This is a genomic window from Chryseobacterium binzhouense, assembly GCF_007474545.1.
Lineage (GTDB): Bacteria > Bacteroidota > Bacteroidia > Flavobacteriales > Weeksellaceae > Chryseobacterium > Chryseobacterium binzhouense.
Genome location: NZ_VKOG01000001.1, coordinates 978,447 through 1,001,021 on the forward strand (window position 1 = coordinate 978,447; position 22,575 = coordinate 1,001,021).

Consider the following 22,575-nt stretch of genomic DNA (forward strand, 5'->3'; position numbering starts at 1 on the left):
AACAGCCTTTTTGTTTTATTTTTTTCCGGTCAGCCACTGATTTTGCAGTTTTTGCTCTACAGCCGTAGGATTAGGTTTAAACTCCAGAGTTTCTAAAACTGTTTTTTCAAGGACGGCTTTGCCTTTCAGATCAATTTTATCAGTTTTATCTCCATTTTTGCGAAGAACAGTTACGGTAACGTTTTGTCCGTCTTTGATGGATTGCGCATAGCCGATAAACTCCTGAATGTTCTGCACATTCACCGTTTTTCCGTCTAAAGCAACCACTTCGTCGGTAATCTTGAATCCGATGCTTTTTGAGAAAGCCGAAAGTGCAGAGCTTTCATCAAAAACAAAGGTGTTGTTTTTCTCATCATAACCGGTCTGCTCAGGATTTTTAATAAACCAGAACATTGGCGGTGTTTCCTGTTTTTTGATGTCGACACCCACCATATTCAGATATTCTGCATACGGAGTAGGCTGGCTTCCGGCAATATACTTATTATAAAAATCTTTTACCTGCGGATAACCAGTGATAGAAACCAGTTCGTCAATCAGCTTATCATCTTTAAATGGCTTGTTTTCTCCGAATCTTTGTGAAAGCTTTCGGATCATGTCACGATAACCCATTTCTCCGTTAGAAAGTTTTCTCAGCTCAATATCCAGACACATGGTAAGAAGCGTTCCTTTTTCGTAGACGTTTCTGTACTGGTCTTTATATTCATCCAAAAGAATATTTTTGCTCATCACCGTAAAAGGCATGGTGTCGTTATAATTTTTGGAGTTTTTAATTTTATCGCTCATTCTCTGCAAGAACTGCTCTTTGGAAATCAAGCCCTCCTGTATCTGAAATAAATTGGCAAAATATTCGGTTCCTCCTTCGTACATCCAGAGATGCTGAGACATTTTCGGATTGGCATAATCGAAGTAATGAATTTCTTCAGAATGCGTTTTCAGAGGATTTACCGTATGGAAAAACTCATGGGAAACCACATCTACAATCGCTTCGTCTATCGCTTCTTTCGGCATCATCTCATGAAGCACTACGCTGGTTGACTCATGATGTTCCAGCGCTCCGAATCCTTTGATCTGCGGACCGGTTAACCCGCCCAGATAAAGCATGATGGCGTATTTTTTATTGGTATTCATATCACCCAGAAATTTTTTCTGAGCGACGACCATTTTTTCTAAATTTTCTTTAAAATCAGCAGCTTTATATTTTCCGGTTGGGGAGTAAACACCTAAAACCAGATCCATTCCGCCTGCATTGAAGGTAATATAATCGGGTTTGGAATACATCAGCGGAGAATCGGTAAGCTTAGCATAATTTGCCAGTGTAAACGTATCTGTCGCTTCAGATTGATCTTGGTCTACCAAAGCGGTAGTTCCGTAAAAATCTGTTGGCTTTTTGATGATCAGCTGATAAGGAACATCCTGCATATTTTCAATATATCCTACAAAACCATGAGTATTGATAAGATACACTTTGCCTTCTTCAATATTGGTTCCGGATGGTGAGAATACGGCTTTGTGTTTTGATGTGTCCTGTTCTTCATCAAAACTGTCATTTACAAGATAGGTTATTTTGCTTAAAGACTGCGCATTTTTCAATGAATAGGTGTTATCATTTACTTTAGTAAAAGCCAGCTCTTTTCCTTTATTGTCAAAAAATTTTATTCCTTCTACAAATCTTCCGTAATCATCTACCGAATAGGTTCCGGGAACGGTTTTTGGGAAATGAAACTTTACATCTGCCGATTTCATTTTCGGAAACTCCATGGTTACGGCTACTTTATCATCTTTTACATTCACAAGATCAATATTGGTCTTAATTGACTGTGCATTAAAAAACAATGCGCCCAATAACGCCAAGCTTATTGCTGTTTTTTTCATGTTACATTAATTATAGATAAGTAGTTGACTGTAAATTGAATTTGTTACAGAATATCTTTAAAGTGATTATTTTTTCTTTAAAAAATTTTCTACTTCAGTAAAATAATCAGAACCGTAGTATTTCAAAAATTCACCAGTGGGCTTTAATATAAAAAATGCTCTGCAATTTTCCTGCAATGTAAATATGGTTTGAGCAAAGAAACCGGAATCTTTTATGTAATTTTCTCTTTTTTCAAATCTCTCTTTATTCAGTGCATCGTTTGTGAAAACAAAAAAATCAACAGCATGATAAGTTGTACTCATTTTTGATGATAACTTAATATAATTATCTATCAATTGGTTGGCATATTTTTCTTTCAGATTGTATTCGCTGCAGTTTTTTCCGTATTGAAAATAATTGATAAGTATTGATTTATCTTCTTCAATTTCTACTTTTAATTCATTGCTAATTAAAGTCCTGATTTGTTTTAACTGCACAGAGTCTAATTTTCCATGAAATTGTTTTCGGCTTAATAAATAGCTTTCGTTAATTTTTGTGTTTATTTTATCTGGTTTCTTTTGTGCTTTGTAACTAATAAATAAATTTAAAATAAGAATTAATAATAATTTTCTTTTCATTTGTATTAATTAAACTTTTTTATATCTGATATAATAATTCCTGTTAAACTGTACCGGGTTTGAGCTGGTAAGTTTTAAGCTTTGCCATTCTTCTGTAGGAGAAATGGTCTGATCACCAACTTTTAGGGGAAGCTTTAGGTTTTTTACAGTATTAGCATATCGGAATTTAAGCTGATTACCCTTTTGAGAATATTCCAGAACGGGAACGTTTGTTGTTCTGAGATATTGGTCGAAAACAGTCGAAAAATCAATACCCGCTTTTTCAGAAATATAATTTTCAATTTGCTGTGTAGTAACGGTCTGATGATAAAAATCTTTATTGATTCCTCTCAGAATCTGACGGAATTTTTCGTCATTATTGATCATTTGCCTGATGGTATGTACCAGACTTGCGCCTTTAGGATACATATCGCCGCTGCCTTCATTGTTTACGCCATATTTTCCGATAATCGGAATGTCGTTTTCTATATTATTCTGAATTCCCTGCGCATAAATTTCTGCTGATTTTTTATCCATATAACTTTCGGTAAACAATACTTCAGAATACATGGTAAATCCTTCGTGAATCCACATGTCGGCTTTGTCTTTTGCCGTGATATTATTGGCAAACCACTCGTGTCCGCTTTCGTGGATAATGATATAATCCCAGTTGAGTCCCACTCCTGTACCGGAAAGATCTGTTCCCAAATAACCGTTTGTGTAGCCGTTTCCGTAGGCAATGTTGCTTTGGTGTTCCATTCCAAGATAGGGAGATTCCACCAGTTTATAAGAGTCTTCGTAAAACGGATAAGGGCCAAACCAATATTCAAACGACTGAAGCATGGGTTTTACCTGCTGAAATTGCTTTTTAGCTTTATCTAAATTATAATCTATCACCCAGTAATCCAGATCAAGTTTTCCTTTCTCACCTTGATAAGCATCTTTAAAATTTACATATTTACCAATATTTGGAATGATAGAATAAGCATTGATAGGGTTTTTCACTTCCCATGTCCATACCATTCGGTTGTCTCCGATAGAGTTTCCGATTTTTACTTTTTCATCAATTAATCTTCCGTTTCCGATACCTACCAATCCCATGGGTGTGATGATATTCATAACTACTCCTTCATCCGGTTCGTCACTCCAGATATCTTTTACAGGAAGCCAGACAGAAGCACCAATCCCTTCATCGGCAACACTCATCCAGGGATTTCCTTTTTCGTCTGTTGTAAATATCCATCCGCCATCCCACGGAGCATTTCTGGCAATAGTTGGCTGACCCGAATAATCTACATTAATGGTAAATTTCTCTCCTTTTTTAAAGTTTTTATTGGATGGTATAAAAATAAAATCACCTTCTCTTGTAAATGATTTCGGTGTAGGAAAACTGCACTGCACTGCGTCAGCTTTCATAGGCTGTTGAAGATCAATCTGGAATACAGGATTGGAAATGTCTTTGGTGATCTCAAACGTAATTTTGTTATTTCCTGAAATGCTTTTTTGCTCAAAATCTGCTTCAACGGAAAGCTCATATTTTTTTACGTCCCAAAAGTTCCGATATTCAGTGTTGGAACCTTTTAAAGTATCAGATTTGGTAAAGGATGTATTATGGCTAAACAACTGACCAAAATAAAGGCTTGAGCTGAGTATTAAAGCAAAGGAAATGATTTTCATCTTAAATTTTATGAATTTGTCGTCCAAAAATAAAGAATATTATTTAAAGGAATGCAAAATCAGTAATGATTGATTCACTTTTTTATGAAAAGAGCGGTAAAATATTTGATTTTACCGCCCATAAGTATATTTTTAAGAAATTATTTTGCTTTTTCCAGCCCCATTTCACGTTTAAGAACTTTCTTGTAGGTGTAAGAACACATCACGATACTGAATTCGTAAAGCAGCAAAAGAGGAAATGCTGCCATAAGCATACTTAGAACATCTGCAGGAGTAATGATGGCTGCAATAACCATAATAAGTACAATAGCATGTCTTCTGTAAGTTTTCATAAAAGTGGGGTTCAGAATTCCGATATTGGTAAGGAAATAAATAAGAACCGGAAATAAAAACACAACTCCCATTCCTAAAACAACCTGCAGGAAAAGAGTGGTATAATCACTCAGATCATACAAAGGAATAATGATATCTGAGATTTTAAATATAACCCCAAAGTTGACTGCAAATGGTAAAATAAGGAAATATCCGCATAAAACTCCTGTCATAAAGAGAATCCAGACCGAATTGATGATAAAAATAGAGTTCTTTCTTTCATTAGGATGCAGGGCAGGACTTATAAATCTCCATAATTCCCAGACTATATAAGGAAAAGCAGCTACAACACCTCCAAAAATAGAAACCGCCATCATTACATTAAACTGCTGATATAAACGCTGTACACGAACGGGAAATTCTGCGGGCAGAGTAATGCTGTCTTCTCCCAAAACCCAGCGTGAAAACTGATTGACAATTTTAAAAGTTGGAAAATCATTTCTGGTAGGACCGAAAAAAATATGATCCATAATCCAGTTAATATTAAACCCAACAACAATTGCTGCTATAATTATGGCAAGAATAGATCTGATAAGATGTCCTCTTAGTTCTCCAATATGTCCAAGAAAGGACATTTCTTTTTCTTCGCTCACAGATAAAAATTTAATGTTTCAAATTTAGTTAAAAGTTTGTTTATACCGGAAGCAGAATATTTGATTCCGGAAATTGCAAATCTTGTTTAATCTAATACCAAATCTAATTAATTCCCTCATCCAACAATTTGTGCAGATCAATAATTCCGAAATATTTTCCGTTTTCTGTGACTACAAGCTGTCCTATATTATTGTCTTTTAAGATTTTCATTGCTTCTTTTGCCAGTGCATCTTTCTCAATTGTTTTTGGCTGTGAAGACATAATGTCTTTTGCCAAAGTTTCAGATATGTCATTGCCGTTTAAAAGCATTCTTCTTAAATCTCCGTCTGTGATAACGCCTACAAGCTTTTCACCGTCTGTTACAACCGTTATTCCGTGGCTTGATGCACTGATAGATATAATTACATCTTTTATTGACGCATTTTCAGACACATACGGTTTCTGTGAAGATAAAAACTGCTCAACTTTTGCCGTTAAATTTTTTCCCAGGCTTCCACCCGGATGAAATTTGGCAAAATCATTTTCCTTAAAATCATTCAGCTCCATCAGGCAGACTGCCAAAGCATCTCCCAAAGCCATTTGGATGGTGGTTGAACTTGTAGGAGCCAGTTTATTGGGACAGGCTTCCAGATCAACATGTGTATCCAGAATTACATCAGCATATACGGCTAATTTGCTTGTTCGGTTTCCGGTCATCCCAATAAGTGCAGAAGAATAATCTTTAAGATAGGTAACCAGATTGGCAATTTCAGGAGAATTTCCGGAATTGGATATGCACAAAACAACATCCTGTTTCTGGATAACCCCCAAATCGCCATGAATCGCTTCAGAAGCGTGTAAAAACTGAGCAGGAGTCCCCGTCGAATTTAATGTTGCCACAATTTTATTGCCTACATGAGCAGATTTCCCGATTCCTACCACAATTAATTTTCCTTTAGCCGAATGAATAATTTCTATGGCTTTCACAAATTCGTCACCAATTCTGTCTTTCAGTTTTTCTAATTCGGAGATTTCAATTGAAAGGGTGTTTTTTGCAATTGAGATAATCGAGTCTCTTTCCATTATTGTTTAAATTAAAATGCAGATTACCAAAGTTTTTAGTTTATACACTGTATAAATAGAGGGCTTAAAAAATCTATTGCTTTTGTTTTAACTAAAATTTTTATAACTTTGGATTGGATGCAAATTTAGCAATACAAAATTAGATGAGTGCAAAAAAAGCCAATTTATCAGGCGAATTGAAAAAATACTTTGGGTTTTCTACCTTTAAAGGACAACAGGAAGAAATCATCAGTAATCTTTTGGATGGAAAAGATATTTTTGTGCTAATGCCTACCGGTGGCGGGAAGTCGCTGTGTTATCAGCTTCCGGCTCTTATTTCCGAAGGTACTGCAATAGTTGTTTCACCTTTAATAGCCCTGATGAAAAATCAGGTAGATGCGGTGAACGGATTATCGTCAGAAAGCGGTGTTGCGCATGTTCTGAACTCTTCTCTGAACAAAACACAGACCAAACAGGTCTTTGATGATATTAAAAGCGGAAAAACAAAACTTTTATATGTAGCTCCGGAATCACTGATTAAGGAAGATTATCTGGATTTTCTGAAAGATGTAAAAATTTCTTTCTTTGCGATAGACGAGGCTCACTGTATTTCAGAATGGGGACATGATTTCAGACCCGAATACAGAAATTTAAAATCAATAATAGATAAAATTGCCAATGTGCCGGTAATTGCCTTAACGGCAACTGCAACTCCTAAAGTACAGGATGATATTCAAAAAACTTTAGGGATGACCAATGCTTTGGTTTTTAAAGAAAGTTTTAACAGACCCAATTTGTTTTACGAGGTAAGACCGAAAGTAAATATTGATAAGGAAATTGTAAAATTCATCAATAAAAATAAAGGAAAATCGGGGATTGTATATTGCCTGAGCCGAAGAAAAGTGGAAGAATTTGCCCAGCTTCTTCAGGTAAACGGAATCAATGCGCTTCCTTATCACGCAGGTTTAGACCAAAAGGTAAGAGTTGCCAATCAGGATAAGTTTCTGATGGAAGAGGCAGATGTAATTGTAGCAACCATAGCTTTTGGAATGGGGATTGATAAGCCGGATGTCCGTTTTGTAATTCATTATGATTTCCCGAAATCTCTGGAAAGTTATTATCAGGAAACGGGACGGGCAGGACGCGATGGAGGCGAAGGGTACTGTCTTGCCTTCTATGATCCGAAAGATATTGAAAAGCTTGAAAAATTTCTTGCCCAAAAACCAGTCTCCGAAAGAGAAATAGGTTTGCAGCTGCTGAATGAAGTGGTAGGTTATGCAGAAACGTCAATGAGCAGAAGACAGTATATTTTGTATTATTTTGGTGAAAAGTTTGATCCTGTAAACGGTGACGGAGCCAATATGTGCGATAATTCTGCAAATCCGCCTAAGCTGAAAGAAGCAACAGAAGATCTGAAAAAAGTTTTACAGCTGATTGATGAAACTAAAGAGAAATTTAAAGCAAAGGATTTAATTTCTGTTATTGTCGGAAAAGAAACCGCTGTTACCAAATCTTATAAATTAGAACAAAGCTCTTTTTTCGGTTTTGGAAAAGAAGAAAAAGACAACTACTGGAAAACTATCCTAAGACAGGCAACGGTTCAGAATTTTTTAACCAAAGATATTGAAACATACGGCGTTTTAAAGATTGCCGAAAAAGGAAAAAAAGTATTAAGCGGAGAGTGTAAAGAAGCATTCCAAATCGCTGAAGACCGCGAATTTGATTTAACGCAGAGCAAAGCAGAAAGCGATCAGGTTCAGATGCAGTCAGGAGGCGGATTAGATCAAAATCTTTTTGCCCTTCTGAAAGACTTGCGGAAAAAAATTGCTAAAAAACATGAGATTCCGCCGTATACGGTTTTTATGGATCCAAGTCTGGAAGATATGACCGTGCAGTATCCTGTCACTGTAGAAGAAATTGCAAAAATTTATGGAGTAGGAGAGGGAAAAGCCAAAAAATACGGGAAAGAGTTTGCTGATTTTATAGCAAAATATGTGGAAGATAATAATATTGAACGTACTCAGGACATGGTTCTGAAGCAGGTTGCAAACAAATCCAGCCATAAAGTTTTTATCATTCAGAATACCGATAAAAAAATTGACCTTGAAGATATTGCAAGAGCCAAAAATCTTTCGATGAGTGAGCTTCTTAAGGAAATGGAACGTATCGTTTATCAGGGTACAAAGTTGAATATTGACTATTATATCGAAGAGAATTTTGATGAAGATATTGTGGATGATTTTATGGAGTTTATGCGTGAATCGGAAAGCGACAGTATGAAAGTCTTGCTGGATGAGTTTGGTGATGAGCTATCTGATGATGAGGTAAGAATACTCAGAATTAAATTCATTTCTGATGTCGCTAATTAGACATGATTTTAATTTCAATGTTAGAAATACGACAAAAAAATTAATATAGTTTGGTAAAAGTTTTTACGATACAAAGCAAATAACAATCCTTCTTGTAAATATTTTTTGACCAGAAGAAGAACCGATTTTTAATTAATTATATCATCAATAATCATTCTTCAAAATTTGAGGATTTATTTTAAAGTCAGTAAATTTATCATTACTAATTTTGCAGGATGAACAAGAGAATTACCGTCATATTTATTTTGCCCGATTTGGAAACCGGTGGAGCAGAAAGAATTGTTACCACTATTGCCAATCACCTGTCAAGAGATTTTTTTGACCCTAAAATTTTATTGTTGAGAAAACAGGGCGGTTACTTGGATTTACTGAAAAAAGATGTTGAAATTATTGATATAAAAACTGAAAGAATAAGACACTCTTTAAAGCCAATTCTGAAAGAAATTTACAAACGAAAGCCCGATATTGTTTTTTCCGGATTTGGTGAAGTTAATGCTTACCTGTCATTATTTATAAAGCTTTTTCCTAATACAAAATTTATTGCCAGAGAAACCAATGTGGTTTCAGAGCACGTTACCCGAAAAGAAATCAGATTTTTCTATAAATTTTACAACAATTATCATCAGATCATTGCCCAAAGTGACGATATGATGAAAGATTTAACGGGTAATTTTGATGTAAAACCATCTAAAATTGTTAAAATTAATAATCCTGTCGATTTTGATTTTATTAATTCTAAACTTGCCATTTCCAATAAACCGGAAAGTTTCAGATACAATTACAAAAACGTTGTGGCAATCGGTAATCTATCTGCCAGAAAAGGTTTTGATAATTTGCTGAAAGTTTTTTCCCGGCTCAAAAATGAAAACATTCTGCTTCATATTTTGGGTGATGGGCGAGATAAAGAAATACTTCATCAGATGAAAGATTTTCTTGGTTTGAAACATGTAATTTTTCACGGTAGACAAGAAAATCCGTATCGGTTTTTGAAATTTGCAGATCTGTTTATTCTCTCTTCAAGGTATGAAGGGTTTCCCAATGTTTTGCTTGAAGCCGGAGCTTGTGGCACATACGCCTTAGCGAATAACTGTCCGGGAGGAATTAATGAAATTATTCAAAACGGAATCAATGGCGAAGTTTCGGATATTGATAATCATGAAGAGTTTTCGCAGATGATTTTGCAGGCTTTACATCGGGAACATGATGCTGATGCTATTAAAAATTGCATTAAATCAAGATTTTCTAAAGAAATTATTTTAGATCGTTATGAAAATGTTTTAAAAGATGTTTTGAATTAGATAAAACATTTAATATTCCTAAATTTACGCTCAATTTCGTTAAACATTATTTCGAGTATGAAAAAACTTCCGAAATTAGGTTGTGTCTGTGAAAAACACGATCTGATTGAATCTGAATACAGAACTTCAACGGTGGGAACTGATTTCACCGATGGCAGAAATGCTGAAATAAGTATTATTCAGTGCAGACTTTGTCAGAGAATCTGGCTTAAGTATGAAATTGAGTCTCCGGATAATCCCCAATATTCAAGATGGTACAAAGGAATTATTGCCAAAAAAGAAGTTGCCGTAATGAAACCGGAAAACGCAGTTGAATATTTGGAAAATCTTGACTGGTACATTTGTGGTGGTCCTTATTTTGGAAATAAAGAAGTTTTTAGACAGGGTAATCTCAGTTTTGATATTTAAAATTCTCTTTTAAATAAAGTTGTAATTATTTTCAAATGAATGCAAAATTTTTACTAATAATCTTTGGAACTATTATTTTAGTCGGATGTAAAAGTCCAAAAGATAAAATCACAGATACTGTTCTTTATCAAGATAGTGTTGGTTATTGGAACTATGAATGGGATAGAACAGGAGTTGAAGATTATGGTTTTACTTTTAAATTTTTAAGGAAAAATAAGCTTCAAAAGTTATCATTTAATAAAATTAAGAACAAAAGATGGATGTGGAATGATTATCCATATGATGAGTCTATTTATAGATGGGGCGTTACTGATGATTCAATTTTCACTTTCATGAATTATGACTCAAAAATAAAAATTACCAAATACAATAATGATACAATCTGGCTTAATGATAAAGAAAGAAATAGGAAAATGCTTTTAATTAAGGTAAAGGGAGAATTAAATATAGAAAAGTCTATTGAAGTAAAAGCTGGGGACGGAGATGCAGGTAAAGAAATTCAACCGCTAGATATTTAATTCCCGTCATCTGACATACCGCTCAAAAAAACCTGACAAAACTTACTTTGCCTGTTCTAAATTATTCAGTAAATTTGTAAGAATCAGTCAACAGATAATAAATAAATTAAAATATACAATGAGTCAATTCGATGTTACCGTAATCGGTTCTGGTCCTGGAGGTTATGTTGCTGCTATTCGTGCAGCACAATTGGGTTTCAAAACCGCAATTATTGAGAAATATCCAACTTTAGGCGGAACTTGTCTTAATGTTGGGTGTATTCCGTCAAAAGCACTTTTAGACAGCTCTGAGCATTTTGAAAACGCAAAACACAATTTCGAAAATCACGGGATTATCATTAATGAGCCAAAGGCAGACATCGCAAGAATGATTGCCAGAAAAAACGAAGTGGTAGAGCAGACAACAAAAGGAATTAACTTCCTGATGGATAAAAACAAAATTACTGTTTTTGAAGGTGTTGGAAGCTTCGAATCTGCAACTCAGATTAAAGTTACAAAAAACGATGGTTCTTCTGAAACTATCGATTCTAAATATACCATTATTGCAACAGGTTCTAAACCGTCATCCTTACCTTTCATCACTTTAGATAAAGAAAGAGTAATTACTTCTACTGAAGCTTTAAATTTAAAAGAAATTCCTAAGCATTTAGTCGTAATCGGAGGGGGGGTAATTGGTCTTGAATTAGGTTCGGTTTACTTAAGATTAGGTTCTCAGGTAACTGTCGTTGAATTTATGGATAAAATCATTCCTACAATGGATGGAGCTTTAAGCAAAGAATTGACTAAAGTTCTTAAAAAGCAGGGAATGAAGTTTATGCTTTCCACAGCGGTTTCTGCAGTGGAAAGAAGCGGAGATTCTGTAAAAATTACAGCAAAAGACAAAAAAGGAGAAGAGGTTACAGTTGAAGGAGATTACTGTTTGGTTTCTGTAGGCAGAAGACCTTTCACAGATGGTCTTGCTCTTGAAAAAGCAGGTGTTGAACTAGATGAAAGAGGAAGAATTAAAACCAACGATCATTTACAGACAAACGTTGCCAATATTTATGCAATCGGTGATGTGATAAAAGGTGCGATGCTTGCTCACAAAGCTGAGGAAGAGGGAGTTTTTGTTGCTGAAACTTTAGCGGGACAAAAACCTCACATCAACTATAACTTAATTCCCGGAGTTGTGTACACTTGGCCGGAAGTTGCTGGAGTTGGAAAGACAGAAGAGCAATTGAAAGAAGAAGGAGTTGCCTATAAAGTAGGAACTTTCCCGATGAGAGCTTTAGGCAGAAGCCGCGCAAGCGGTGACGTGGATGGTTTGGTGAAGATTATCGCTGATGAAAAAACAGATGAGGTTCTTGGCTTCCACATGATTGGTGCAAGAGCTGCCGATTTAATTGCTGAAGGAGTTATTGCAATGGAATTCCGTGCAAGTGCAGAAGATATTGCAAGAAGTTCTCATGCGCACCCAACGTATGCAGAAGCTATTAAGGAAGCTGCTTTGGATGCTACAGGCAAAAGAGCGCTTCATATGTAAGAATAACAAAAGAACTGTTATTTACATTTTAAAATTATATAGAATGCAGAAATATTTTGATGTTTCTGCATTTTAATTTCAAATTATGTAGTAATTTTGATAGGTTAAAAATTATTTTATGAAAATAAAACGTTTACTCTGTTTATCAGTAATTATATTCTTATCTTCTTTAACGAAAGCACAAGATTTTTTTACTGTATTTAATGAAAGAAGTATTTCAACCGATTCTAAATCCAGAACGGTACAACCGGAAAAATATCTTACCTATAAGCTCAATGTTGAAGATTTGAAAGCTTATATTAAATCTGTACCGCAATTAAGTGATATGGATTCTAAAGAAAATGCAAGCATTATTGTATTACCGATGCCAAATGGAACAAAAGCCAAGTTTAAAATTTGGAAATCTTCTGTTATGGAGAACGAACTTGCAGCTAAATTTCCGAATATCGTGACATTTACGGGGCAGGGTGTGGATGACCGTTATGCAACAGTAAAATTAGATTTTACTGAGCTTGGATTCCACGCTCAGATAAAATCTGTGGTAACCGGAGATTTATATATTGATCCGTATGCACAAAATGACAATACTCATTATGTTGTCTATAAGAAAGAAGACTTAAGGGATAATCACGCTAGAAGTTGTAAAGTTCAGGATGATCTGCATGTCGAAAAAAAGATCGAGCAGAAAAGCGTAACTCCAAGCGTAGGTAATCAGATAAGAATTTTTAGACTAGCTGTTGCGTGTACAGGTGAATATGCCATTGCAGCAACCGGAAACCCTTCACCTACTGTAGCGCAAACTCTTTCTGCGATTGTTACTACAGTAAATAGGGTTAATGGTGTTTATGAACAAGATTTGGCGGTACGATTAATATTAGTGGCAAATCAAACGAGTATCATTTTTACAAATCCTTCTACTGATCCCTTTACCGGAAATAATGATGCTTTTACATTAATAGATGAAAGCCAGATAAATATTGATGCGTATATTGGTAATGATAATTATGATATAGGACATACCTTTAGTACAGGAGGAGGAGGTTTAGCAGGATTAGGCGTAATCTGTAATAATTCTTCAAAAGGAAGCGGAATTACAGGCTCACCATTTCCTGTTGGTGACCCTTATGATATAGATTATGTAGCACACGAAATAGGACATCAGTTTGGTGGACCCCATACTTTCAATGCTACAACAGGCAGCTGTAATGGTAATAGGTCTGCGGCTAATGCAGTAGAGCCGGGAAGTGGGGTAACTATTATGGCATACGCAGGAATTTGCGGATCTACAAATGATCTAGCTAATAATAGTATTGCAATTTTTCATACGCGTTCATTTCAATCAATAACTACAAAAGTTCAATCAACATTTTGTCAGGTGACAACCCCTGTGTCAAATACAGCTCCGGTAGTTAATGCCGGAAATGATTACACTATACCAGTTAATACACCTTTTAAATTAACGGGTTCTGCAACTGATGCACAGGCAAATGCGCTTACCTATTGTTGGGAGCAAAATGACACTGGACCTGCGGGAAACTGGAATGTTCCGACAGGAAATGCACCTTTATTCAGATCATATTTACCAACGACAGTTCCACACCGTTACTTTCCAAGACTTCAGGATGTTTTGAACAATCAGGTAACAATAGGCGAGTTTTGGCCAAATTATGCAAGATCTATGGAGTTTAGATTAACCGTTAGAGATAATAATGCCGGCTGTGGCGGAGTGGCAAATGATGATGTTATAATTACTGTTAATGGTACTTCTGGTCCTTTCAGAGTAACATCACCTTCTACAGCAGTATCATGGGCAGGTAACAGTTCTCAAACTGTAACATGGAATGTAGCAAACACAACTCTGGCGCCTGTAAACTGTGCAAATGTTAGTATTTTACTTTCCACAGACGGAGGTCTTACTTATCCTATTACAATTCTGGCTTCAACACCAAATGATGGTTCTCAGGTAATTACTGTTCCAAATGTCAACACATCTCAGGCGAGAATTATGGTGGCAAGCGTAGGAAATGTTTTTTACCATATTAATCCGGCTACATTTAGTATTACCCAGACATTAAGTGTGGATGAAGCTTCAATGGATGATGATGCATTTGTAATATATCCTAATCCGAGCAAAGGGATTTTAAATGTAAAATTCACTAAGCAGAACGATAACCATGATATCACTGTTTATGATATGAGTGGTAAATTGGTTTTCAGAAAATTAAACAACACAGTAAACAAAGAAAGAATTGCAACATACAATTTAAGCAGTTTGATAAAAGGTGAATATATAATCAGCATTAAATCTAAAACGATTGACAAATCAATAAAATGGATTAAAGAATAGTTGATTTAAAATTAAAGCTAAACAGAAGAGAAGTATTTTTTGCTTCTCTTTTTCATTTTAAATGATCTCTAATTGAATTGATTTAGATTAAACTCTCCAACTTATTTTTCCTTATCTTTGTCAGCTAAATAATCATTAATGCAACCCGGAAAAACTCAGACTTTAAAAATTTCAGAAAAAAACAATTCAGGATGGATTTTAGAAGACAATAGCGGTGAAAAAGCTTTTTTGTCTAAGATTTTCATTGATGAAGAAAAAGAAGTTGGAGAAGAAGTTGAAGTATTTATTTATCAGGATGATAATAAGCTGAAAGCAACAACAGAAATTCCGTTGGCGGAAGTAGGCGAGTTTGCGGTAATGAGCTGTGTGCAAAGCCTCCCTAGCGGAGCATTTATGGATTGGGGAATTATCAAGGATTTGTTTATTCCTTATAAGCAGCAGAAAACCAAAATTATTGAAGGTAAAAGATATCTGGTGTATTTGTACATAGATGAAGATTTTGAGTTAATTACCGGAACTACAAAGTTTAAACGGAATCCTCAATACGAAAATCTTCCATTTCAACAAGGGGATAAAGTGGATTTGATTATGATGAACGAAAGCGAACTGGGCTGGAATGTAGTCATTAATAAAAAATACATCGGTCTGATCTATGCCTCTGATGTTTTCAAAAAATTGTATCCGTTATCTGAAGAGCAGGGCTACATCAAAGAAATTCGTGAGGACGGAAAAATAGATGTTTCTCTTCAGCCTCAGGGTTTTGAAAATATTGATGAATTTAAGCAGAAAATTCTTACAAGACTTGAAGAAAATTTCGGATTACTTCATCTTTCAGATAAGTCTTCACCGGAGGATATCAAAGATGAGGTTCAGATGAGCAAAAAGAATTTCAAAAAAGCAATCGGCGGATTATATAAAGATAAATTAATAGAAATTCTTGACGATAAAATCAGGCTTCTGTGAAAATTTTTCAGCATAAAAATAAAAAGGCTCAGATTGTATTGTCTAAGCCTTTATTTTATTTCTAAGATTGGCTCTTAATTCCGCCATTCTTCATTGATGTCGCATATAGGAATAGGAACCATTTTATGTTTTGCAGCCTTATGCATTCTGTCGAAAATTATAAAAACTTCTTTATCCCGACCTTCATAATCATCAGCTGTTTTTGTGCCGTATTCTTTCTGAATTTTTTCCAGCTCCGGATAAGTTGCGCCAATTTGCTGCTCATCGGTTCGGTCTACATCCCACAATCCGTCTGTAGGAATTGCATTTTTAATGCTTTCAGGAAGATTCAGCGCTTTTGCCAGTTCATAAACTTCCGTTTTATAAAGGTCAGCAATTGGCGAAACATCTACGCCCCCATCACCGTATTTAGTATAAAATCCGATTCCGAAATCCTCTACTTTATTTCCTGTTCCGCACACCAAAAGTCCGTTAATCTGCCCGTAGTAATATAATGTAAGCATTCTTAATCGTGATCTTGTATTGGCAAAAGCCAGTTTTTCATTGGGGAATTCGTCATCTTTTACATCAAAAATATTGTGTAAAGCTTCAAAAGGAACGTTGAGATCTACCGTAAATCCTTCTACATTGGTAAAGTTTTCTTTAAGGAAATCAATCTGTTCCAGAGCTCTTGAGATCTGATCTTCCTGCTGTCTGATCGGCATTTCAATAACCACAGTTTTCAGCCCTGTCATGGCACATAGTGTGGAAACAACACCGGAATCTACACCTCCGGAAACTCCTATAATATATCCTTGTGCGTTAGCTTTTTTTGCATAATCTTTCAGCCATTCAATGATGTGGTCTATAACCTTTTGTGTTTGCATATTTTATTTTTTAGGGCGAATCTTATGATTTCAATGCATTCGCTGTTATACTTTATTTTAAAAATTTTATTCTGTCAATTTCATACCAAAAACATTTGTCTCCTTCATCGGTGAAAGTTTCTTTCTCCTCGAAACCTAATTTTCTCAGCACATGATTGGATGCATCATTATTTACATCTGCATACGCATAAATTTTCTTAAGGTTCATGGTATTAAATCCAAAATTTAAAACGGCTGAAGAACTTTCAGTAGCATAGCCTTTTCCCCAATGTTCAGGTGTGAAGCGGTAACCAAGATCATAAATGTTTTTATGATTATTGATTTCTTTAATCAGTTTAAGTCCGCTCCAGCCAATGAGCTGATGATTTTCTTTTTTAATGACAGCCCATCTTCCGATTCCGTTTTCATGGTATTGGGTTCGGATATTTTTTATCATTTCTACACTTTGGCTGATATCGGTAAGTGGCTTTATACCAACATATTTTACGACTTCAGGATTGCTGTCCATAGCAAAGAAACCTTCTGTATCTTCAGGAATTATTTCTCTTAAAAGAAGTCTTTCGGTTTCAATGAATATTTTTGCCATTAATTTTCCTTATTTTTGTATACTTAATTCTATGTAAAAATAATGAAGATTTTTAAAATTGCTATCCTTTCTCTTGTTTTAGTTTTAAGTTTAAATTCCTGTAAGAAAGATCAGGAAAAACAATGGAAAGTAGAAATCAAAAATCCTGCTGAAAAAGTGGAAGTGACCGATATTTCCAAAATATTTTACGATCCTGATGTTCCGTTGGAAAAATTTAAGGCTCAGTTTCCGTGGTTTCAGGGAACAGTTTCGGATGAAGACTTTGCCAAAAACAAAGTAAACCAAACCGAAATAAAAATTTATAAAGAAGCAATTTCCAAAATTGATCAGGCGAAATTACAGAAAGAACTTCAGGATCTTTTTTCGCATATCAAATATTATTTTCCCGAATTTAAAACACCGAAAGTTTTCCTGTTTTCATCAAGTCTGCAGATGATTCAGGATCCTATTCTGTATGATGATAAAACCAATTTTCTGTTTATTGACGTATCAGGATTTATGGGGAATAAAAATCCTAATTATACAGGTTTGGAAGAATATTTTCAAAAATCTATGAATCCGAATAATATTGTTCCTAAGATTTCTAGAGTTTTTGCGGAAAATATTGTTCCATTCTCTACAGATCACCAGAAATTTATAGATTTACTGGTTTATAACGGCAAAATGATGATTCTCCAGGATGCTTTCCTTCCGGAAACTCCTGATCATCTGAAAATTGATTATGATCAGAAACAATATCAATGGGCTTCTTCCAACGAACCCAACATTTACAATTATTTTGTGGAAAATAATTTAATATTTGGGGATGATCACCGTTTAATTGACCGTTTCATCAATCCTGGACCTTTTTCCAAATTCTATACAGAAATTGATAATGAGTCTTCTCCAATGGTAGGAGTTTTTATAGGATGGCAGATTTGTAAAGAATTTTTAAATAAAAACCCTGAAATTAAATTGGCAGATTTCCTCAAAATGGATGCAACAGAAATTTTTAATAAATCAGGATATAAACCAAAATTAGAAGAGTAAATGCAACTCACTAAAATATAAGAAAATAGATAAAATGAGAAAAACTCAGATTACAATAGATGTAGAGCTGGACGAGAACCACATCCCTGAAAATATGACATGGAACGCTCAAGATGGCGGTGTTGAGAAAGAACCAACAAAGGCAACCATGATTTCAGTTTGGGATGACAAAGCGATGGAAGCTTTAAGGATAGATCTCTGGACCAAAGATATGCCCGTAGATCAGATGAAAATGTTTATCCATCAGATTTTGGTTTCTTTAGGAAATACTTACCAAAGAGCTACAGGTGAAGAAGATGTAGCACAGTGGATGGAACAGATGGCTGAAGAATTTGCGGTAAAATCTGCTATTAAAATGTAAACAATGAATGTAACAGTCTACCAAAGTACCAATCATTGGTGAACTGGTATATTGATACATTGCTAAATTATAAAATAATGAATTTCAATACAAAAGTTATACACGGCGGGCAACATCATGAGTCTGCAACAGGTTCTGTAAATGTTCCTGTATTTTTAACCTCAACATTTGCACAAAAATCTCCGGGAGTACATTCAGGATATGAATATTCAAGAGCAGCAAACCCGACCAGACAGGCTTTGGAAGACTCTTTGGCAAGCATCGAAAATGGTGCGAAAGGCTTGGCTTTCGGTTCTGGTTTGGCAGCAATCGACTGTGTTTTAAAATTATTGAATCCGGGTGATGAAGTAGTTGCAGTAGACGATTTATACGGCGGTACTTACAGAATGTTTACAAGGCTTTTTGAAAAATATCAGTTGAAATTTACCTTTGTAAGCTTTGATGACGTTTCTAAAATTAATGATCTGATCACTGATAAAACTAAGTTGATCTGGGTTGAGACTCCAACGAATCCATTGATGAAATTGGTAGACATCAAAGCGGTGGTAGAAATTGCAAAAGGAAAAGATATTCTGGTTGCGGTAGATAATACCTTTGCAACACCTTACCTGCAGAGACCCATTGATTTGGGAGCCGATATTGTGATGCACTCAGCAACAAAATATTTAGGAGGACATTCTGATGTAATCGCAGGAGCTTTGATTGCCAAAGATGCAGAATTGGGAGAAAAATTACACTTCATTCAGTTTGCAAGTGGCGGAATTTTAGGACCTCATGATTCTTATTTGGTTTTGAGAGGGATTAAAACATTGGCTTTGAGGGTTCAGAGACATTCTGAAAACGGAATGGCTGTTGCAAAATATCTGGAATCTCATCCTGCTGTTGATAAAGTAATTTATCCCGGATTGGAATCTCATCCGCAGTATGAACTGGCAAAATCTCAGATGAAAGATTTCGGAGGAATGGTTTCTTTCACTTTTAAATCGGGTAAAAAAGAAGATGCGGTCAAATTTTTAGAAAGAGTAAAGGTTTTCACTTTGGCAGAATCTTTAGGCGGAGTAGAATCTCTTGCCAATCATCCTGCTTTGATGACTCATGCATCTATTCCGGCGGAAAAACGTGCAGAATTAGGAATTACAGATGATTTGGTTCGTTTAAGTGTTGGAATCGAAGATGCAGAGGATCTGATTGCAGATTTAGAAAGAGCATTTTCTTAGATAAATAAAGCCTAAACATCCGTTTTTAGCGGATGTTTTAGGTTTAAATAATAATTATCAATGAGAATTACAAGAAAGGCTGATATTAAAGATATAGATCAGTTAGCAGAGTTATTTGATCAGTACAGGAGTTTTTACCATAAGGATTCGGATATTCAGAAAGCTGCAATATTTTTAACAGAGAGAATTGAAAATAAAGATTCTGCAATTTTTGTAGCTGAATCTGAAGGAAATTTAGCTGGTTTTGTGCAGCTGTATCCGTTATTTTCCTCAACCAGAATGAAGCGTTATTGGTTGCTGAATGATTTGTTTGTAAATGAATATTATCGTGGAAGTGGTTTTTCAAAAGCATTAATTGAAGAAGCAAAGGATTTGGCAAAATCAACAAATGCCTGCGGTATTCTTCTTGAAACCGGAAAATCTAACGACATCGGAAATAAATTATATCCAAGCTGTGGTTTTGAGTTATACGATGAAGTGAATTTCTACGAATGGACGACCGAATAATTATTTAACAATATATCATTTAACAGGTTGCCAAAAATTGTTATACTGATACACTACTAAATTGCTAAATTCAATTTGATGACTGATTTTCAAAAATACATCCAAAGATATTTAGACTTAATTCCATCTGAAAGCTGGCTGGAAGAACTTAAAAACTGTGGAGAAAAAACGTTTAAAATTTATTCTGAAATTTCAGAAGAACAATCGCTTTTTGCTTATGCTGATGGAAAATGGACCCTGAAGGAATTGCTTTTGCATCTTTCGGATACGGAAAGGGTCTTTCAGTACAGAATTCTGGCTATTGCGAGAGGAGATCAGAATGAGTTGCCGGGTTTTGACGAAGAACTTTATGCTAACCAGTCTTTTGCAAACGAAAGAACACTGAATTCTTTGCTTGAAGAATATCAGCTGATCAGAAAATCTTCACAGATTTTACTGGAAAGTGCTCATTCTTCTGCATTGAAAAATATCGGAACAGCAAACGGAAACAGAATTTCCGCAGAAACCATAGGACAACTGATTGTGGGGCATAATATTCACCATTTGAATATTATTGAAGAGAGGTATTTACCAAGCTTATAAGTAAAAATTTCTATTAATTAAGTCGAAGCAGCTTTCTCCTTTTCTAACGCCATTTGCATTTTTTTGCATTCAGGACTTTGGTATTTTGATTCCCATTCTTCAAGAAGATAAAGAATCGGCAATAACGCCAAACCTTTTTCAGTTAAAGAATACTCAACCCGGGGAGGAATTTCTTTAAACTCTTCACGGATAATCAAACCATCAGTTTCCATTTCCCGAAGCTGATCTGTCAGAACTTTTCTGGAAATTACATTAATTCTCACAGCAAGTTCTCCAAAACGTAATTTTCTGTCTTTAATTACCAAAGCAATAATAGGTTTCCACTTACTGCCCAATGCTGACATTGCTTTGCCGAGCGGACAGTTATATTTCATCATTTCATTTTTTTTCATAATCAGATATTTTTAAGGTACATACAACAGCTTGTTCTTACTCAGATTTTATTTTTAGTGATGTTACATCTAATCGTTACTTTATGGTTACCATCACTGGTTACTGCAAAGTTACTACTTTTTTTTATTGAAAGATACAAATGTGAACTATTATTAGTTACTTTGTGTAACAATTAATATTTAAGCATAAATAAATGAGTACAGAATCACTATTCAAGCCATTCCGATATAAAAACCTGGAACTGAAGAACAGAATTGTCATGGCGCCTATGACCAGAGCTCAATCTGATAAAGGTGTTCCTACACAACAGATTGCAGATTATTACGCAAGAAGAGCAGCTTCTGAGGTGGGATTAATCCTTTCTGAGGGAACCGTGATTAACAGACCAGCCTCAAAAAATCTTCTAAATATTCCTGACTTTTATGGAAATGAAGCATTAAACGGATGGAAAAACGTCATAGATGCAGTTCATGAGAATGGCGGAAAAATGGGACCGCAGATCTGGCATGTAGGTGATACAAGAATGTCTGAAGAATATCCGGCTTTTGATATGGAGAAGGCTTCTTCAATGACTTTAGAGGATATTCACGATACCATTGCTCAGTTTGCTGCGTCAGCGAAGTCAGCTAAAGAATTGGGATTTGATGTTTTGGAAATTCACGGAGCTCACGGCTATCTGATTGACCAGTTTTTCTGGGAAGTAACCAACACAAGAACTGATGAATATGGCGGAAAAACGCTTAAAGAAAGAAGCCGTTTTGCTGTAGATGTTGTAAAAGCGATCCGTAAGGCAGTTGGAGAAGATTTCACCATTATTATCCGTCTTTCTCAATGGAAGCAACAGGATTACTCAGTAAAACTTGCCAACACACCACAGGAAATGGAGGAATGGCTAATTCCTTTAAAAGAGGCAGGAGTAGATATCTTCCACTGTTCTCAAAGGAGATTCTGGGAACCTGAATTTGAAGGATTTGATCTGAATTTTGCAGGTTGGGCAAAGAAAATTACGGGGCAGCCAACTATTACTGTAGGTTCTGTGGGTCTTGAAGGAGATTTTATGGAAGCATTTTCAGGAAAAGGTACAGGAAAAGCCGATCTTTCTGAACTTACCCGAAGACTGGAAAGAGGTGATTTTGATCTTGTAGCGGTGGGAAGAGCGCTTTTGCAAGATCCTGAATGGGTAAAGAAACTCAAAGAAAATAAAATTGATGAGATAAAAGATTTCTCTGCTGAAAGTATGGCAATACTCTATTAAATTTAAAGCATAATTTTACCTATAATTTTTTTGATTTTAACCGTTTTCAAGTTTTTGAGAACGGTTTTTTCGTAGGAATATAGATATTGATATTTTTTACTGAAACCATTTTCGGGGTTTAATAATATTCTAAACAAAGTATAAGTAAGAAAAAATGATTGTTTTATTACTTTTTAGATTATTTTTAAAAAAAGTTTATCA

General features: G+C 35.2%; 21 protein-coding genes. 13 read left to right on the top strand and 8 right to left on the bottom strand.

Translation table 11 applies throughout. The annotated features are described in order from the left end of the window. Positions 1-15: 15 nt before the first annotated feature. The 5 genes from FNE73_RS04480 to FNE73_RS04500 form a co-directional block, all read right to left on the bottom strand. The gene (locus tag FNE73_RS04480; RefSeq protein ID WP_143883564.1) at positions 16-1,872 is read right to left on the bottom strand and encodes a M61 family metallopeptidase; all 1,857 of its coding nucleotides are present in this window, start codon (positions 1,870-1,872) and stop codon (positions 16-18) included. 66 nt (positions 1,873-1,938) lie between these two features. Further along, positions 1,939-2,349 (bottom strand): hypothetical protein, encoded by a 411-nt coding sequence (locus FNE73_RS04485; RefSeq protein ID WP_143883565.1) that lies wholly within the window; start codon positions 2,347-2,349, stop codon positions 1,939-1,941. A gap of 150 nt (positions 2,350-2,499) precedes the next feature. Beyond that, on the bottom strand, positions 2,500-4,146 hold the full coding sequence (locus tag FNE73_RS04490) for a M1 family metallopeptidase (RefSeq protein WP_143883566.1): 1,647 nt from the start codon (positions 4,144-4,146) through the stop codon (positions 2,500-2,502). 140 nt (positions 4,147-4,286) lie between these two features. Then, positions 4,287-5,111, bottom strand: coding sequence for a twin-arginine translocase subunit TatC (gene tatC, locus FNE73_RS04495; RefSeq protein WP_185147284.1), 825 nt, complete (start codon positions 5,109-5,111; stop codon positions 4,287-4,289). A 103-nt stretch (positions 5,112-5,214) separates the two neighbouring features. Beyond that, positions 5,215-6,174: a KpsF/GutQ family sugar-phosphate isomerase gene (locus FNE73_RS04500; protein ID WP_143883567.1), complete on the bottom strand. Its 960-nt coding sequence runs from the start codon at positions 6,172-6,174 to the stop codon at positions 5,215-5,217. 143 nt (positions 6,175-6,317) lie between these two features. Here FNE73_RS04500 and recQ point away from each other — a divergent pair, with 143 nt between their 5' ends. The 7 genes from recQ to FNE73_RS04535 all read left to right on the top strand — a co-directional run bounded on the left by recQ (position 6,318) and on the right by FNE73_RS04535 (position 15,578). Beyond that, positions 6,318-8,522 carry a DNA helicase RecQ gene (gene recQ / locus FNE73_RS04505; protein ID WP_143883568.1) on the top strand — a complete coding sequence of 735 codons (2,205 nt, stop codon included), beginning with the start codon at positions 6,318-6,320 and terminating at the stop codon, positions 8,520-8,522. 215 nt (positions 8,523-8,737) lie between these two features. Then, positions 8,738-9,820 carry a glycosyltransferase gene (locus FNE73_RS04510; RefSeq protein WP_143883569.1) on the top strand — a complete coding sequence of 361 codons (1,083 nt, stop codon included), beginning with the start codon at positions 8,738-8,740 and terminating at the stop codon, positions 9,818-9,820. Between the two features lie 57 nt (positions 9,821-9,877). After that, positions 9,878-10,228: a hypothetical protein gene (locus FNE73_RS04515; protein ID WP_143883570.1), complete on the top strand. Its 351-nt coding sequence runs from the start codon at positions 9,878-9,880 to the stop codon at positions 10,226-10,228. Between the two features lie 35 nt (positions 10,229-10,263). Then, positions 10,264-10,746 (top strand): hypothetical protein, encoded by a 483-nt coding sequence (locus FNE73_RS04520; RefSeq protein ID WP_143883571.1) that lies wholly within the window; start codon positions 10,264-10,266, stop codon positions 10,744-10,746. Positions 10,747-10,864: 118 nt separating this feature from the next. After that, positions 10,865-12,268, top strand: coding sequence for a dihydrolipoyl dehydrogenase (lpdA, locus tag FNE73_RS04525; protein WP_143883572.1), 1,404 nt, complete (start codon positions 10,865-10,867; stop codon positions 12,266-12,268). A 118-nt stretch (positions 12,269-12,386) separates the two neighbouring features. After that, complete coding sequence (locus tag FNE73_RS04530) at positions 12,387-14,615, top strand: reprolysin-like metallopeptidase (protein WP_143883573.1); 2,229 nt, start codon at positions 12,387-12,389, stop codon at positions 14,613-14,615. Between the two features lie 138 nt (positions 14,616-14,753). Next, entirely contained in the window at positions 14,754-15,578 is an 825-nt protein-coding gene (locus FNE73_RS04535; protein WP_143883574.1) for a CvfB family protein, read from the top strand. Positions 15,579-15,652: 74 nt separating this feature from the next. Here the strand turns inward: FNE73_RS04535 and nadE are convergent, their stop codons facing one another. Both nadE and FNE73_RS04545 read right to left on the bottom strand, forming a co-directional pair. Continuing rightward, entirely contained in the window at positions 15,653-16,444 is a 792-nt protein-coding gene (gene nadE / locus FNE73_RS04540) for an NAD(+) synthase (RefSeq protein WP_143883575.1), read from the bottom strand. Positions 16,445-16,496: 52 nt separating this feature from the next. Then, the gene (locus FNE73_RS04545) at positions 16,497-17,030 is read right to left on the bottom strand and encodes a GNAT family N-acetyltransferase (protein ID WP_143883576.1); all 534 of its coding nucleotides are present in this window, start codon (positions 17,028-17,030) and stop codon (positions 16,497-16,499) included. 42 nt (positions 17,031-17,072) lie between these two features. Between FNE73_RS04545 and gldB the strand changes: the two genes are divergently transcribed. From gldB to FNE73_RS04570, 5 genes are all read left to right on the top strand, one after another. Continuing rightward, positions 17,073-18,059 (top strand): gliding motility lipoprotein GldB, encoded by a 987-nt coding sequence (gene gldB, locus FNE73_RS04550; RefSeq protein ID WP_143883577.1) that lies wholly within the window; start codon positions 17,073-17,075, stop codon positions 18,057-18,059. Between the two features lie 34 nt (positions 18,060-18,093). Beyond that, the gene (gldC, locus tag FNE73_RS04555; RefSeq protein ID WP_143883578.1) at positions 18,094-18,420 is read left to right on the top strand and encodes a gliding motility protein GldC; all 327 of its coding nucleotides are present in this window, start codon (positions 18,094-18,096) and stop codon (positions 18,418-18,420) included. Between the two features lie 77 nt (positions 18,421-18,497). After that, positions 18,498-19,637 (top strand): cystathionine gamma-synthase, encoded by a 1,140-nt coding sequence (locus tag FNE73_RS04560; RefSeq protein ID WP_143883579.1) that lies wholly within the window; start codon positions 18,498-18,500, stop codon positions 19,635-19,637. A gap of 60 nt (positions 19,638-19,697) precedes the next feature. Then, a complete protein-coding gene (locus FNE73_RS04565; protein WP_143883580.1) occupies positions 19,698-20,144 on the top strand; it encodes a GNAT family N-acetyltransferase in 447 nt (148 codons plus the stop codon). A 78-nt stretch (positions 20,145-20,222) separates the two neighbouring features. Beyond that, complete coding sequence (locus FNE73_RS04570) at positions 20,223-20,726, top strand: DinB family protein (protein ID WP_143883581.1); 504 nt, start codon at positions 20,223-20,225, stop codon at positions 20,724-20,726. Positions 20,727-20,743: 17 nt separating this feature from the next. Here the strand turns inward: FNE73_RS04570 and FNE73_RS04575 are convergent, their stop codons facing one another. After that, positions 20,744-21,118, bottom strand: coding sequence for a winged helix-turn-helix transcriptional regulator (locus FNE73_RS04575; RefSeq protein WP_143883582.1), 375 nt, complete (start codon positions 21,116-21,118; stop codon positions 20,744-20,746). Positions 21,119-21,312: 194 nt separating this feature from the next. Between FNE73_RS04575 and FNE73_RS04580 the strand changes: the two genes are divergently transcribed. Further along, positions 21,313-22,374 carry an NADH:flavin oxidoreductase gene (locus FNE73_RS04580; protein WP_143883583.1) on the top strand — a complete coding sequence of 354 codons (1,062 nt, stop codon included), beginning with the start codon at positions 21,313-21,315 and terminating at the stop codon, positions 22,372-22,374. Positions 22,375-22,575 lie beyond the last annotated feature (201 nt).

Bases quoted from the DNA above. Each gene is read 5' to 3' on its own strand.
- FNE73_RS04545 (WP_143883576.1), bottom strand. From the start codon at position 17,030: ATGGCAAAAATATTCATTGAAACCGAAAGACTTCTTTTAAGAGAAATA.
- FNE73_RS04480 (WP_143883564.1), bottom strand. From the start codon at position 1,872: ATGAAAAAAACAGCAATAAGCTTGGCGTTATTGGGCGCATTGTTTTTT.
- FNE73_RS04565 (WP_143883580.1), top strand. From the start codon at position 19,698: ATGAGAATTACAAGAAAGGCTGATATTAAAGATATAGATCAGTTAGCA.
- FNE73_RS04515 (WP_143883570.1), top strand. From the start codon at position 9,878: ATGAAAAAACTTCCGAAATTAGGTTGTGTCTGTGAAAAACACGATCTG.
- FNE73_RS04520 (WP_143883571.1), top strand. From the start codon at position 10,264: ATGAATGCAAAATTTTTACTAATAATCTTTGGAACTATTATTTTAGTC.
- FNE73_RS04570 (WP_143883581.1), top strand. From the start codon at position 20,223: ATGACTGATTTTCAAAAATACATCCAAAGATATTTAGACTTAATTCCA.
- gldC (WP_143883578.1), top strand. From the start codon at position 18,094: ATGAGAAAAACTCAGATTACAATAGATGTAGAGCTGGACGAGAACCAC.
- FNE73_RS04560 (WP_143883579.1), top strand. From the start codon at position 18,498: ATGAATTTCAATACAAAAGTTATACACGGCGGGCAACATCATGAGTCT.
- gldB (WP_143883577.1), top strand. From the start codon at position 17,073: ATGAAGATTTTTAAAATTGCTATCCTTTCTCTTGTTTTAGTTTTAAGT.
- FNE73_RS04510 (WP_143883569.1), top strand. From the start codon at position 8,738: ATGAACAAGAGAATTACCGTCATATTTATTTTGCCCGATTTGGAAACC.
- FNE73_RS04490 (WP_143883566.1), bottom strand. From the start codon at position 4,146: ATGAAAATCATTTCCTTTGCTTTAATACTCAGCTCAAGCCTTTATTTT.
- FNE73_RS04500 (WP_143883567.1), bottom strand. From the start codon at position 6,174: ATGGAAAGAGACTCGATTATCTCAATTGCAAAAAACACCCTTTCAATT.
- nadE (WP_143883575.1), bottom strand. From the start codon at position 16,444: ATGCAAACACAAAAGGTTATAGACCACATCATTGAATGGCTGAAAGAT.
- FNE73_RS04530 (WP_143883573.1), top strand. From the start codon at position 12,387: ATGAAAATAAAACGTTTACTCTGTTTATCAGTAATTATATTCTTATCT.
- FNE73_RS04575 (WP_143883582.1), bottom strand. From the start codon at position 21,118: ATGAAAAAAAATGAAATGATGAAATATAACTGTCCGCTCGGCAAAGCA.
- lpdA (WP_143883572.1), top strand. From the start codon at position 10,865: ATGAGTCAATTCGATGTTACCGTAATCGGTTCTGGTCCTGGAGGTTAT.
- FNE73_RS04580 (WP_143883583.1), top strand. From the start codon at position 21,313: ATGAGTACAGAATCACTATTCAAGCCATTCCGATATAAAAACCTGGAA.
- recQ (WP_143883568.1), top strand. From the start codon at position 6,318: ATGAGTGCAAAAAAAGCCAATTTATCAGGCGAATTGAAAAAATACTTT.
- FNE73_RS04535 (WP_143883574.1), top strand. From the start codon at position 14,754: ATGCAACCCGGAAAAACTCAGACTTTAAAAATTTCAGAAAAAAACAAT.